The 13089-nt window shown below is 58.8% G+C and carries 15 protein-coding genes; all 15 read left to right on the top strand.

From position 1 onward, the window contains the following. Positions 1-206: 206 nt before the first annotated feature. The 15 genes from secY to glmM all read left to right on the top strand — a co-directional run bounded on the left by secY (position 207) and on the right by glmM (position 12984). Positions 207-1517, top strand: coding sequence for a preprotein translocase subunit SecY (gene secY / locus VSX42_RS03190; RefSeq protein ID WP_326502920.1), 1311 nt, complete (start codon positions 207-209; stop codon positions 1515-1517). Then, complete coding sequence (locus tag VSX42_RS03195) at positions 1514-2077, top strand: adenylate kinase (protein ID WP_326502921.1); 564 nt, start codon at positions 1514-1516, stop codon at positions 2075-2077. Before secY ends, VSX42_RS03195 begins: the two co-directional genes overlap by 4 nt. Positions 2078-2186: 109 nt before the next feature. Then, positions 2187-3020 carry a type I methionyl aminopeptidase gene (gene map, locus VSX42_RS03200; protein ID WP_326502922.1) on the top strand — a complete coding sequence of 278 codons (834 nt, stop codon included), beginning with the start codon at positions 2187-2189 and terminating at the stop codon, positions 3018-3020. A gap of 54 nt (positions 3021-3074) precedes the next feature. Beyond that, on the top strand, positions 3075-4256 hold the full coding sequence (gene rlmN, locus VSX42_RS03205) for a 23S rRNA (adenine(2503)-C(2))-methyltransferase RlmN (protein WP_326502923.1): 1182 nt from the start codon (positions 3075-3077) through the stop codon (positions 4254-4256). Positions 4257-4636: 380 nt separating this feature from the next. Next, positions 4637-4858: a translation initiation factor IF-1 gene (gene infA, locus VSX42_RS03210; RefSeq protein ID WP_083090737.1), complete on the top strand. Its 222-nt coding sequence runs from the start codon at positions 4637-4639 to the stop codon at positions 4856-4858. A gap of 143 nt (positions 4859-5001) precedes the next feature. Further along, positions 5002-5115, top strand: coding sequence for a 50S ribosomal protein L36 (rpmJ, locus tag VSX42_RS03215; protein WP_004005257.1), 114 nt, complete (start codon positions 5002-5004; stop codon positions 5113-5115). 160 nt (positions 5116-5275) lie between these two features. Further along, the gene (rpsM, locus tag VSX42_RS03220; protein WP_083090738.1) at positions 5276-5644 is read left to right on the top strand and encodes a 30S ribosomal protein S13; all 369 of its coding nucleotides are present in this window, start codon (positions 5276-5278) and stop codon (positions 5642-5644) included. Between the two features lie 71 nt (positions 5645-5715). After that, a complete protein-coding gene (rpsK, locus tag VSX42_RS03225) occupies positions 5716-6120 on the top strand; it encodes a 30S ribosomal protein S11 (RefSeq protein ID WP_083090739.1) in 405 nt (134 codons plus the stop codon). Between the two features lie 146 nt (positions 6121-6266). Further along, on the top strand, positions 6267-7262 hold the full coding sequence (locus VSX42_RS03230; RefSeq protein ID WP_135013066.1) for a DNA-directed RNA polymerase subunit alpha: 996 nt from the start codon (positions 6267-6269) through the stop codon (positions 7260-7262). Between the two features lie 97 nt (positions 7263-7359). After that, positions 7360-8040: a 50S ribosomal protein L17 gene (gene rplQ, locus VSX42_RS03235; protein ID WP_326502924.1), complete on the top strand. Its 681-nt coding sequence runs from the start codon at positions 7360-7362 to the stop codon at positions 8038-8040. Between the two features lie 113 nt (positions 8041-8153). Beyond that, positions 8154-9083, top strand: a complete 930-nt coding sequence (gene truA, locus VSX42_RS03240; RefSeq protein ID WP_326502925.1) for a tRNA pseudouridine(38-40) synthase TruA — start codon at positions 8154-8156, stop codon at positions 9081-9083. A 290-nt stretch (positions 9084-9373) separates the two neighbouring features. After that, positions 9374-9817 carry a 50S ribosomal protein L13 gene (gene rplM, locus VSX42_RS03245; RefSeq protein WP_135013063.1) on the top strand — a complete coding sequence of 148 codons (444 nt, stop codon included), beginning with the start codon at positions 9374-9376 and terminating at the stop codon, positions 9815-9817. A gap of 35 nt (positions 9818-9852) precedes the next feature. Continuing rightward, on the top strand, positions 9853-10341 hold the full coding sequence (rpsI, locus tag VSX42_RS03250; protein WP_135013062.1) for a 30S ribosomal protein S9: 489 nt from the start codon (positions 9853-9855) through the stop codon (positions 10339-10341). Positions 10342-10517: 176 nt separating this feature from the next. Further along, positions 10518-11603 carry a polyphosphate kinase 2 gene (ppk2, locus tag VSX42_RS03255; RefSeq protein ID WP_326502926.1) on the top strand — a complete coding sequence of 362 codons (1086 nt, stop codon included), beginning with the start codon at positions 10518-10520 and terminating at the stop codon, positions 11601-11603. 25 nt (positions 11604-11628) lie between these two features. Continuing rightward, positions 11629-12984 (top strand): phosphoglucosamine mutase, encoded by a 1356-nt coding sequence (gene glmM, locus VSX42_RS03260; RefSeq protein WP_326502927.1) that lies wholly within the window; start codon positions 11629-11631, stop codon positions 12982-12984. Positions 12985-13089 lie beyond the last annotated feature (105 nt).

Consider the following 13089-nt stretch of genomic DNA (forward strand, 5'->3'; position numbering starts at 1 on the left):
GCACCGGGCAACCGGTTGCGCCATACTCTTGCGGGTGCCCCGCTCACTTCGGTGAGCGGGGCACCTTTCTTTAAGCTCAGAGGGGCTGCGCTACACACAAAAGACTTTTAAGCGATAGACTGGACAAGATTGTGTACTCGCCCCGTCCACCTGCCAGTTGCAGGTTGCCCGGGGCAACCTAATTTTTTTGTCTCACAGGAGGACATGTGCTGACCGCTTTCGGACGGGCTTTCAAGACGCCCGACCTGCGTAACAAGCTGCTGTTCACCCTGGGTATTATCGTGATCTACCGCGTGGGCGTCTTTATTCCCGCTCCCGGTGTCTCCTACGGAAACGTGCAGCAGTGCCTGTCGACCGCCACCGCAACCGGTGGCGTCTACGACATGATTAACCTCTTTAGCGGTGGCGCGCTGCTCCAGCTGTCGATTTTTGCCCTGGGCGTTATGCCTTACATTACCGCGAGCATTATTGTTCAGCTGCTTCGCGTCGTCATTCCCCGCTTCCAGCAGCTGCACGAGGAAGGTGCCCAGGGGCAGACCAAGCTGACCCAGTACACCCGCTACCTCACCATTCTGCTGGCCCTACTGAACGCCACCACCATTGTGTCGCTGGCTCGCTCGGGTATGCTCCTACAGGGCTGCACCCTGCCGATTATCCCCGATGACGGCATCTGGAACATCCTGCTGATTATCACCGCTTTGACCGCCGGTACCGGTGTGGTCATGTGGCTGGGTGAACAGATCACCGAAAAGGGTGTGGGCAACGGTATGTCCCTGCTGATTTTCACCTCGATCGCAGCGTCTTTCCCTTCCGCTTTTGGTTCCATTCTGCAGACCCAGGGCTGGGGCATCTTCTCCGCAGTTGTCGCGGTCGGCCTGCTAGTTATCGTTGCGGTTGTCTTCGTTGAGCAGTCTCAGCGTCGCATCCCCGTGCAGTACGCCAAGCGAATGATTGGCCGCCGGACTATCGGCGGTACCACCACCTACATTCCTCTCAAGGTCAACATGGCCGGCGTTATCCCCATCATCTTCGCATCCTCCATGCTGATGGTTCCCGGCCTCATCGCCCAGTTCAACACCCCCTCAGACGGCTCAGCCCCGCCCGAGTGGGTCAACTGGATCAATACCTACCTGGTCATGGGTGACCATCCGCTCTATATGACCCTCTACTCCCTGCTGATTCTGGGTTTTGCCTACTTCTATGTCTCCATCACCTTCAACACCGAAGAAGTTGCGGGCAACATGAAGAAGTACGGTGGTTTTATCCCCGGCATCCGTGCAGGACGCCCCACCCAGGAATACCTGAGCTACGTGCTCAACCGTATTACCCTTCCCGGCGCCATTTACGTAGCAGTACTAGCGCTTCTACCGCTGGTAGCCTTCGTCCTCTTCGGTGCCAACCAGAATTTCCCGCTCGGCGGTGCCTCACTGCTGATCGTTATCGGCGTTGGCCTTGACACTGTCAAGCAAATCGACGCCCAGCTCCAACAACGCAACTACGAAGGACTGCTCCGATGAACCGTCTGCTGATCATTGGCCCTCCCGGTGCTGGTAAAGGCACCCAGGCCGTCAAAATCGCTGAAAAGCTGAACATCCCCGCTATCTCTACCGGCGACATCTTCCGCAAGAACATCAAGGAAGAAACCAAGCTGGGCAAGGAAGCCAAGAGCTACATCGACTCAGGCAACCTGGTCCCCGACTCCGTGACCAACCGTATGGTCCGCGCCCGCCTAGCTGAAGACGATACCGCTAACGGCTTCCTGCTCGATGGCTACCCCCGCAATACCGCCCAGGTTGGTGAGCTCGACACCATCCTCGCAGACATGGGCCAGGAAATCGGTCAGGTGCTGCTACTCGTCGCCGACAACGACGAACTGGTTGAACGCCTGCTGGGGCGCGCCGCTAAGGAAGGCCGCTCAGATGACAACGAAGAGGTCATCCGCCACCGCCTCAAGGTCTACGAAGAAGAAACCGCACCCCTCGTAGCTATCTACACCGAGCGCGGCCTTGTGACCGAAATTGACGGTCTCGGCGAGATCGACGAAGTCACCGCCCGAATCATGGACGCACTCAAGTAAACGTCCGCTCCACTTGTGCCCCCGGTCATTGCGGGGGCACAAGCTTTTAAAGCAGACTGGTGTAGTTTGACTCCACTACGCCACACAAACCTAGCCAGGAAAGAGCACTATGCGCCGCATCGAATACAAAACAGACCGCCAGCTTGGTGAAATGGCCCGAGCAGGTGTAATCACCTCCCGTGCCCTGGACGCAGCGGTAGCAGCTGCCGCCCCCGGCGTCACTACTGCCGAACTCGATACGGTCTTCCGCGGCGTCCTCGCTGAACACGGCGCAGGGTCCAACTTCCTGGGCTACTACGACTACCCGGCAACCATCTGTACCTCGGTCAACGACGAGGTCGTTCACGGAATCCCCGGCCCCCGCGTCCTGCACGACGGGGACATCATCTCCATTGACGGCGGTGCTACCGTCCAGGACGCCCGTGGCACCACCTGGCACGGCGACTCAGCCCGCACCGCCCTCATCGGCGAGGTCTCAGACGCCCGCCGTGAACTCTCAGAGATCACCCGAGCAGCCCTCTGGCACGGCATCGCAGCCCTCGCCACCGCCAAAAAAATTGGCGAAGTCGGCTTCGCCATCGAAAACTTCGTTCGGGAAGAAACCGGCGAAAAATACGGAATCATCGAAGACTTCGTAGGCCACGGCATCGGTACCTCCATGCACATGGCCCCCGACGTCCTCAACTACGCCGCCCGCGACCTCGGCCCCCGCGTCAAAAAAGGCATGGCCTTCGCCATCGAACCCATGCTCGTGACTGGCTCTATTGAAACCGTCACCCTCGAGGACGACTGGACCATCAAAACCGTCGATGGGGGAGACGCCTGCCAGTGGGAACACTCCGTCTGTGTACACTCCGAAGGTATCTGGGTGCTCACCGCAGAGGACGGCGGCGCCTCCGAGCTCTCCAAACTCGGCGTCACCGTCAAGCCCATCCCCGCCTAAACCACGCAACCTAGTCCCCAGCGTCCGCCCCGCATCGCACCGAAAGCAACAGCAATGACCGAAACCACCAGCGTTCCCCTGGAAATCTCCAGCGCCCGCCCCGAACCCGGCCAAATCATCCTCAAAGCCCCCCGCCGTGGCAAGCCCCCGCGCCACATCGCAGACTTCGACATGGCCGGCCGCCGCGCCTTCCTCGAAGAACTCGGCTACAAGCCCTTCCGAGCCGCCCAGCTCTCCAAGCACTACTTCGAACGCCTCGTCAACGACCCGGCCCAGATGACCGACCTACCCGCAACAGAACGCGAAAAAATGGTCGCCGACGCCATGCCCCAGCTGCTCACCACCGTCCGCACCCTCGAAGCCGACGGCGGCGACACCCTCAAAGTCGTCCACCGCCTCTTCGACGGAGCCCTCGTCGAATCCGTCATCATGCGCTACGACAACCGCGTCACCATGTGCATCTCCTCCCAAGCAGGCTGCGGCATGAACTGCCCCTTCTGCGCCACCGGCCAGCAGGGCCTCACCCGCAACCTCTCCACCGCCGAAATCGTCGAACAAGTCATCGCAGGTGCCCGCTATCTCAAAGACATGAAAGGCCTCGAACAGGCCGAAGGCGGCTCCGAAAACACCCGCCCCTTGCGCGTCTCCAACATCGTCTTCATGGGCATGGGCGAAGCCCTCGCCAACTACAAAGCTACCATGGGCGCCGTACACCGCCTTATCGACCCCGCCCCCGAAGGACTCGGCATCTCAGCCCGCGGCATCACCATGTCCACCGTCGGCCTCGTCCCCGGCATCCGCAAATTCGAACTAGAAAAACTCCCCATCACCCTAGCCCTCTCCCTCCACGCCCCCGACGACGAACTCCGCGACGAACTCATTCCCATCAACCAGCGCTGGAAAGTCGACGAAACCCTCGACGCCGCCTACGACTACTACCGCACCACCGGCCGCCGCATCTCCATCGAATACGCCCTCATCCGCGACATCAACGACCAGGGCTGGCGCGCCGACCTCCTCGGCAAAAAACTCGCCTCTCGTGGCCGCGGCTGGGTCCATGTCAACCCCATCCCGCTCAACCCCACCCCCGGCTCCAAATGGACAGCCTCCCGCAAAGGCGTCGAACAAAACTTCGTCGAACGCCTACGCGCCCACGGCATCCCCACCACCGTACGCGACACCCGCGGAAGTGACATTGACGGTGCCTGCGGCCAGCTTGCTGCTAAGGAAGACTAAATGCTGACGCACAGCAGATGCGCTTTTGCCTGCTGACCCTCTCGCTGGTTCGCTAACGCTCACGAGCGATTCACGCCAGCCCCAGCCAGCAGGCTGACAGCGCATCCGCTGAGCTCAGTTGTGGGGAGTCTGGTCAGTCTGCTACCGGAGCGTCCTGCCCCTGCGCTTAAGCCCCGGGTCTTAATGTGAAGCTCGCTATGTTTTGCGAAAACCATTAACATTCCGGGGCTTTTGCCGTATATTAGTTTGTTGGTTGTCTGTGCCATGCGTTTAGCGCGCAAGCGGGGCGGTACCCGAACCCGGGAGAACGCGCCGAATACAGAAAAACACTACCAAGAGCCCCCAAGACACCTTGGGAGCACGAAAGTAAAGCGGAGGATATGGCCAAGAAAGACGGCGTCATCGAGATTGAAGGTACCGTGGTCGAAGCACTGCCCAACGCATCATTCCGCGTTGAGCTTGACAACGGACACAAAGTACTTGCACACATCTCAGGCAAGATGCGTCAGCACTACATTCGAATCCTGCCTGAGGACCGAGTAGTAGTCGAGCTCAGCCCCTACGACCTCTCACGCGGTCGTATCGTCTACCGCTACAAGTAAACACGAGCACCAAACGTCGCTAACCAGCGGCGTTTACGCCGTGTAAAAGGGGTAAACAGTTCTCCCACCGGCTAGCCGGACACAGAACCTCTTACCCCGCCCGTCCAAAAGCATTAGCTGAAACATCAACGCAAAGGAATGCGATGAAGGTCAAGCCGAGCGTTAAGCCGATCTGCGACAAGTGCAAAGTGATCCGCCGTCACGGTGTGGTCATGGTGATCTGCGAAAACCCGCGCCACAAGCAGCGCCAGGGCTAATCACAAGCCAACGCTGACAAGACCACCACACCAGGTGGCACAACAGAAAATGGCACCGCTCCTGCTTACAAAAGCAGGATACCTCCGGGCACAGAGGCCGGGGACCGGGACAACCGGGCAGTGATGTCACAGACCTCTGCGAAAACAAGGAGAACGCCCCATGGCACGTCTCGCTGGAGTCGATATTCCCCGCGAAAAGCGCGTGGAAATTGCTCTTACTTACATCTACGGCGTGGGCAAGACCCGTGCAAAAGAAGCGCTTGCTGCAACCGGTGTTGACCCTAACACCCGCGTCAAGGACCTTGACGATACCCAGCTCGTAGCACTTCGTGACTTCATCGAAGGCAACTACAAGGTTGAAGGTGACCTTCGCCGCGAGGTTGCTGCCGACATCCGCCGCAAGGTAGAAATCGGTAGCTACCAGGGTCTGCGTCACCGCCGTGGCCTTCCCGTACACGGCCAGCGCACCAAGACCAACGCACGTACCCGCAAGGGCCCGAAGCGTACCGTCGCAGGTAAGAAGAAGTAAACAGTGTTGCCTCAGTCTTGCACATCGCGTAAGACCAACACTTCAACCAAAACTTTGTAGGAGAATCAAAAATGCCTCCCAAGACTCGCGCAGCGGCTAAGCGTACCGGCCGCCGCAAGGTTTCCAAGAACATTGTTGCCGGTCAGGCACACATCAAGTCAACCTTCAACAACACCATCGTTTCAATCACTGATCCCTCTGGTGCTGTTATTTCCTGGTCATCCGCCGGCGAAATGGGCTTCAAGGGTTCACGTAAGTCAACCCCCTACGCAGCTCAGATGGCCGCTGAGACCGCTGCAAAGCGCGCTCAGGAACACGGTGTCCGCAAGGTAGATGTTTTCGTCAAGGGCCCCGGCCCCGGCCGCGAAACCGCTATCCGCTCACTCCAGGCTACCGGCCTCGAAGTTGGCTCCATCCAGGACGTCACCCCCGTTGCCCACAACGGCTGCCGTCCTCCGAAGCGCCGCCACGTCTAAGCCTCACAGGCTAGACGCGTCCCGAATATCGGGCGACCCGCAACCCACCGGCTGCAGGTCAATGAACAGACTGCTTCGTCTGCTTCCTCACTCGTTTTTCCCAACCTGTGAGCTCATATAGCGGATGCTCACCGAAAGGAAACATAGTGCTCATTGCACAGCGCCCCATCCTGCGTGAAGAACACGTATCGGAAAACCGTTCACGCTTCACCATCGAGCCCCTCGAACCCGGCTTCGGCTACACCCTGGGTAACTCCCTCCGCCGCACCCTTCTCTCATCCATCCCCGGTGCCGCTGTAACCAGCATCCGCATCGACGGCGTGCTGCACGAATTCAGCACTGTAGAAGGTGTGACCGAGGACGTCACCGAGATCATCTTGAACATCAAGAAGCTCTCCATCTCATCAGAGAACGACGAACCCGTCATCGCCTACCTGCGCAAGCAGGGCGAAGGTGAACTCACCGCAGGCGACATCGAGGTGCCCGCAGGCGTCGAGATCCACAACCCGGACCTCCACATCGCAACCCTCAACAACCGCGCAAACTTCAACGCAGAACTGACCATCGAACGCGGCCGCGGCTACGTCTCGGCAGCACAGAACAAGTCAGGTGACGCAGAAATCGGTCGCATCCCGGTCGACTCCATCTACTCACCCGTCCTCAAGGTCACCTTCCGCGTCAGCGCAACCCGTGTTGAGCAGCGCACCGACTTCGACTCCCTCACCCTGGACGTCGAAACCAAGGAAGCAATTGCTCCCCGCGACGCAGTCGCATCAGCAGGCAATACTCTCGTTGAGCTCTTCGGCCTCGCCCGCGAACTCAACACCGCCGCTGAAGGCATCGAAGTTGGCCCGTCACCCGCTGACGAGTCAATGGCCGCAGACCTGGCTCTGCCCATCGAAGACCTGGACATGACCGTCCGCTCCTACAACTGCCTCAAGCGCGAAGGCATCCACACCGTGGGTGAACTCGTGACCCGCAGCGAAGCAGACCTCATGGACATCCGCAACTTCGGTGCCAAGTCCATCGACGAAGTCAAGGCAAAGCTCACCGAGCTCGGCCTGTCCCTCAAGGACTCACCCGCCGGAATGGACCTCTCAGCCCGCCTGCAGGACGACGACAGCTACGGCAGCGACTACTAAGACACCGGCAGTCAACGTTTCCACGCGTTACACCAGTCAAACATCTTTGGTTCCCCTGCCTGAGGCAGTAAGGAACGGCTTACCAGGAGAATAAATTATGCCTACTCCCACTAAGGGTCCCCGCCTCGGCGGATCACCGACCCACGAGCGCATCATGCTGAACAACCTGTCTCAGCAGCTCTTCGAGCACAAGCGCATCACCACCACCGTTACCAAGGCAAAGCGTCTGCGCCCCGTCGCCGAGCGTCTGATCACCTTCGCAAAGAAGGGCGACCTCAACGCACGCCGCCGCGTCCTGCGCTCCATCGGTAACAAGACCGTAGTCCACGAGCTCTTCACCGTCATTGCCCCCGCAATGGCAGAGCGCCCTGGTGGCTACACCCGCATCACCAAGATCGGTAACCGCAAGGGCGACAACGCCCCCATGGCAGTTATCGAACTGGTCATGGAGCCCGTTGCAACCGCAGCAGCTGTTTCAGAAGCTACCAAGGTAGCAGAGACCGCAGCACCCGCAGCAGAAGAGACCAAGGCAGCAGCACCCGCAGCAGCTGAGTCCTCAGACCTGCCCGCAGGCGCACACGCAGCAACCGAGAACGGCGAAGCTCCCGAGGGCTTCGAAATCAAGGGCAACTCTGACTCCATGAAGTACCACGTACCCGGCTCACGCTGGTACGCAAACACCCAGGCTGAAATCTGGTTCGACACCAAGGAATCAGCTGAAGCAGCAGGTTACGCACCTGCCGGTGGTGCAGCAGCACAGACCATCTCCGAAGACTAATTCTTAGTTACCGGTAGATAAAAGGCGGCTCTTCCCCTCATACGGGGGAGGGCCGCCTTTACTAGTAGCGGGTAAAGTGGAATAAGCCTGTACCCTGCCTTCTAAGGAGAGACATGACAGAAACCCCCGAGCAGTTATACCAGCCCCGTGTACGCGTGCGCCTTGATTTTGCCTACGACGGTGGCCCTTTCGCAGGCTGGGCCAAGCAGCCGGGGCTTATCACCGTTCAGGGAGTCCTTGAAGAAGCCCTGGCTCTTATCTTCCGCCGTCCCGTCTACACGACGGTAGCTGGGCGGACCGACGCCGGGGTTCATGCCCTACACCAGGTGGTGCACTTTGACGTTGCCCAGGACGCCTGGGAGCGGCTACCCGGGCGCAGCCAGGACGCACCGGCGTCCGCCCTCCGCCGAAAATTGCGCGGGGCACTCAGCAGAGCTCTAGCAGATACAGAGTCAGCGCTGGGGATCCCGAGCCGTCTGCAGGGCTATATGCAGCGGGCGATTACGGTCAGTAGCTGCCAGGAGGTCCCCAACGATTTCGATGCCCGTTTCTCGGCCCTAGAACGCTCCTATCGCTACCTGCTTGAAGACGGGCAAGAAGAAAACGGCTGTAACCCGCTGAACCGGCAGATTGCATGGCAAATCAATCCCGTACTCGATATAGATCTGATGAACCGTGCCGCCCAGAACCTCTTGGGACTCAACGACTTCCTCTCCTTCTGTAAGCCCCGTGAAGGCTCCACCACGATCCGGGAGTTGCGTGAACTTCGGTTTACGCGGCGGGCGGACGGCCTCATCGAAGCAAGCATCAGAGCAGACGCCTTCTGCCACAATATGGTGCGCACCCTCATCGCCTCGCTGGTGATGGTGGGGGAGGGGAAAAAGGACGAAGCCTGGCTGATTTCCCGTATCGAAGCGCCTGTGCGAGACTCCCAGGTGCGTTTAGCTGCCCCGCGCGGCCTGGCCCTAGCCTCCATCACCTACCCCGAGGCGTCCGGCTACGCAGCCCAAAGCGAGAAAGCCCGAAATCTGCGCACCCTCTAAATCACAAGCCTGTGATTTAAACGTGAGGTCGGTCAAAACCCCGTCTTTAAAGGGCTAAGCCCTGGATTAAGAGACTTAAACTCTGTATAGTTTCATATGTTGTGCGTAAACCGCCCTCATTTCGTACCCTGTTCTTCGGTCTAGTTGCAGGACAATAACGGGGAACAAGAGGTCTGAGGAAATCGGTATCGCAGATGCGTTTGGCCCTCACCCAAACCCTGCGAAAACGCACCTATGTAAACCAGCGCGATACCCAACTAGCGCTACAAGAAACGAGAAAAGGCGAAATTTTGCGCACTTACACTCCGAAGTCAGGCGACAACAACCGCCAGTGGCACATCATCGATGCCTCTGATGTTGTTCTCGGCCGTCTCGCAAGCCAGACCGCAATCCTGCTGCGCGGCAAGCACAAGCCCACCTTCGCACCCCACGTTGACATGGGTGACTCCGTCATCATCATCAACGCTGAAAAGGTTGCACTGACCGGTGCCAAGCTTGAGCAGAAGCGTGCCTACCGCCACTCCGGTTACCCCGGTGGTCTGAAGTCTGTCAACTACGCCGAACTGCTGGAAACCAACCCCGTTCGCGCCGTAGAAAAGGCTGTTAAGGGCATGCTCCCCAAGAACAAGCTGGCTGCCCAGCAGCTTAAGAACCTTAAGGTCTACGCAGGTTCCGAGCACCCCCATGCAGCTCAGCAGCCCAAGACCTACGAATTCACCCAGGTTGCCCAGTAATTCGGGCCTACGAAAGAACTATTAAAGGAGACATCGTGGCTCAGAACGAAGAGTACACCACCGAAGAAGAGCTCACCAGCTACACTTCCGAGTCCTCAGCACCCGTTGCTGAGAAAGCTGCCCGCCCCGCACTGACCGTTGGTGGTCAGGCTGTTGGCCGTCGCAAGGAAGCCGTTGCCCGCGTCCGCCTGGTACCCGGTACCGGCAAGTGGACCGTTAACGGTCGCGAGCTCGACAACTACTTCCCCAACAAGCTGCACCAGCAGGAAGTAAACGACCCCTTCAAGCTGCTTGAACTCGAAGGCGCCTACGACGTCTTCGCACGTATCTCAGGTGGCGGCCCCTCCGGCCAGGCTGGCGCTCTGCGTCTTGGCGTTGCTCGTGCCCTGAACGAGATTGACGCTGAGAACAACCGCCCCGCCCTCAAGAAGGCAGGCTTCCTGACCCGCGACGCTCGCGTTATCGAGCGTAAGAAGGCTGGTCTTAAGAAGGCACGCAAGGCTTCACAGTTCTCAAAGCGCTAAGCTACGATTACTGGGCCTGCAGCTCAGGCTTATTGTCAAACGCCCCATTTCTCTGCGAAGAGAAATGGGGCGTTTGCCCTATTTTCGCTTAGGGTCAAAAGACGTGTAACAGTGGGGTGTCTCACGTCTTGTATCTAGAATAGATGTGGAACATACGCACGAGAGAAAGGGTGCCCATGGCATCTTCGAACACCACTCGCACCTCACGCTCCACTCAGGCCGCAGGCAAGGACGCCGCTACCGAGCTAGAAACTCCCAGCACCGAAGCTGTGGAACAGGACGCCCCTCAGCAGGTTACCGACCCCAAGAAGGAGGCCGTGAAAGCGGCCCTTGCCAAGGAGACCCGCCGCGTATCGGTCGTAGAGGACTACAGCGCAGAGCTCGATGAAATTTCATCTCTGACCAAGAAACTCAGCGGTGACGGGGAGAAGTCAGACGCCTGGAAGGCCGGCTACCCCTATGATAAGAAGCTTTCCCGCAAGGAATACGAAAAAGAAAAGCGGGCCCTGCAGATTGAGCTGCTCAAACTACAGCTCTGGGTTAAGGAAACCGGCCAGAAGGTTCTAATTATTTTTGAGGGCCGCGACGCAGCGGGTAAGGGTGGCGCCATTAAGCGCTTTATGGAACACCTCAACCCCCGCGGTGCCCGCGTTGTAGCCCTTGAAAAGCCCACCGATATTGAACAAACCCAGTGGTACTTCCAGCGATACATTCAGCACCTACCCTCCGGCGGTGAAATCGTGCTCATGGACCGCTCCTGGTACAACCGAGCAGGCGTCGAGCGCGTTATGGGCTACTGCACCTCGCAGCAGTACTACGAATTCATGCGTGAAGTGCCCGAGCTAGAGCGCATGCTGGTTAACTCCGGCGTCAAACTCATTAAGTTCTGGTTCTCCGTTACCCGGGCAGAACAGCTGGCCCGCTTCAACTCCCGCCGCACCGACCCTGTGCGCCAGTGGAAGCTGTCTCCCACCGATCTGGCCTCCCTCGATAAGTGGGATGACTACACCGCGGCTAAAGAAGCCATGTTCTTCTACACCGACACAGGAGATGCCCCCTGGACCGTTGTGAAGTCCAACGACAAGAAACGCGCCCGCCTTGAAGCTATGCGGCACGTGCTCAACCAGTTCGACTACCCCGATAAGGACCACGCCCTGGTTGGTTCAACCGACCCGCTGATTGTGGGCAAGGGCTCGGACGTTCTCGAGGACGATGTGCCCGAAAACCCAGAGGGTTTCCCCGTGCTACGCGAAGAAAAATAGTAGGTAGCGCGTAGAATAATCAGTAATGTCTAGATTATTCGGAACCGACGGTGTTCGCGGCCTCGCTAACGAAGTGATTACTCCTGCTCTTGCTATGGAGCTTGCGCAGGCCGCCTCCATCGTCCTTGGGTTCAATACGGTTAAAGAAGGTGTCCGCCCCAAGGCTGTTATCGCCCATGACTCCCGTATTTCCGGGGAGTTCATCGGTGCTGCCATGACTGCAGGTTTCGCAGCCTCCGGTGTTGATGTGCTCGATGCGGGCATGGTACCCACTCCTGCAGCAGCTTACCTGGTGGCTAGCACTGAGGCTGACTTTGGTGTCATGATTTCTGCTTCCCACAACGCTGCTGAGGATAACGGCATCAAGTTCCTGGCGCGCGGCGGTAAGAAGCTGGATGACGCGATTGAGGATGCCATTGAGGCCCTCTATCGTTCAAAGGACTTCCGTTACCCCACCCACGGTGAGGTGGGGCGCGTCCGTCCGCTCACTGACGCTGAAGATCGCTATGTCACCCACCTGGTTTCAACCATGCCCGAGCACCGCCGTCTCAACGGCCTCAAGGTAGTGTTGGACTGCGCCAATGGTGCTTCTTCCGGTGTTTCACCCGATGCTTTCCGTACCCTGGGCGCTAAGGTTTTTGTGATTGGTGCTGAACCTGATGGCGTGAACATCAATGCCGGAGTAGGCTCCACCCACCCCGAAAAGCTTCAGGAGGCAGTGGTTCGCCACAGCGCCGACCTGGGTATCGCCCACGATGGTGACGCCGACCGCTGCATGGCCGTTGACGAGCAGGGCAACTTGGTAGATGGCGATCAGATTATGTCGATTCTGGCGCTGTCGATGAAGGAAGCTGGCACCCTTAAGGACGACACCCTGGTCGCCACCGTCATGTCTTCACTGGGCCTGGAAATCTTCCTCAAAGAACACGGCATCAAGCTAGAGCGTACCGCTGTGGGCGACCGCTACGTGCTGGAGTCCATGAACAAGCACGGCTTCAATCTGGGCGGTGAGCAGTCGGGCCACGTGATTATGTCGGACCATGCCACCACCGGTGACGGCGTGCTGACCGGTCTGCATCTGGCTGCTGAAATGGCCCGTACCGGCCTGCCCCTCTCGGAATTGGCTAACCGTATGCAGGCGACTCCTCAGAAGCTGATTAACGTCAAGGGTGTTGACCGCGCTGGTGTGGCTACTTGCCTTCCTGTGCAAGAGGCTATTAAGGACGCCGAGGCCCAGCTGGGCGACACCGGGCGGGTTCTGCTTCGTCCCTCGGGTACCGAACCCCTGGTGCGCGTCATGGTTGAAGCTGAGACCCAGGAGGTCGCTGATGCAATCGCCCAGGCCCTAGCTGATGTGGTGGCTCGGGAACTAGCGATTTAGTCTAGCTTTTGAGGCGTGCAAGGGCACTTCTCCGCTGTGGGGGAGTGCCCTTTTGCGTCGTCAGAGACCACCTGCCTTAACCTGTCTAACAGGTGTGAGAAACTG

Source organism: Rothia nasimurium (assembly GCF_035916755.1).
Lineage (GTDB): Bacteria > Actinomycetota > Actinomycetes > Actinomycetales > Micrococcaceae > Rothia.

What these genes read in the sequence shown, in the direction of transcription:
- rpsK (WP_083090739.1), top strand. Translation starts at nt 5,716, where the DNA reads ATGCCTCCCAAGACTCGCGCAGCGGCTAAGCGTACCGGCCGCCGCAAG.
- rplQ (WP_326502924.1), top strand. Translation starts at nt 7,360, where the DNA reads ATGCCTACTCCCACTAAGGGTCCCCGCCTCGGCGGATCACCGACCCAC.
- rpmJ (WP_004005257.1), top strand. Translation starts at nt 5,002, where the DNA reads ATGAAGGTCAAGCCGAGCGTTAAGCCGATCTGCGACAAGTGCAAAGTG.
- map (WP_326502922.1), top strand. Translation starts at nt 2,187, where the DNA reads ATGCGCCGCATCGAATACAAAACAGACCGCCAGCTTGGTGAAATGGCC.
- glmM (WP_326502927.1), top strand. Translation starts at nt 11,629, where the DNA reads ATGTCTAGATTATTCGGAACCGACGGTGTTCGCGGCCTCGCTAACGAA.
- ppk2 (WP_326502926.1), top strand. Translation starts at nt 10,518, where the DNA reads ATGGCATCTTCGAACACCACTCGCACCTCACGCTCCACTCAGGCCGCA.
- infA (WP_083090737.1), top strand. Translation starts at nt 4,637, where the DNA reads ATGGCCAAGAAAGACGGCGTCATCGAGATTGAAGGTACCGTGGTCGAA.
- rlmN (WP_326502923.1), top strand. Translation starts at nt 3,075, where the DNA reads ATGACCGAAACCACCAGCGTTCCCCTGGAAATCTCCAGCGCCCGCCCC.
- truA (WP_326502925.1), top strand. Translation starts at nt 8,154, where the DNA reads ATGACAGAAACCCCCGAGCAGTTATACCAGCCCCGTGTACGCGTGCGC.
- rpsM (WP_083090738.1), top strand. Translation starts at nt 5,276, where the DNA reads ATGGCACGTCTCGCTGGAGTCGATATTCCCCGCGAAAAGCGCGTGGAA.
- VSX42_RS03195 (WP_326502921.1), top strand. Translation starts at nt 1,514, where the DNA reads ATGAACCGTCTGCTGATCATTGGCCCTCCCGGTGCTGGTAAAGGCACC.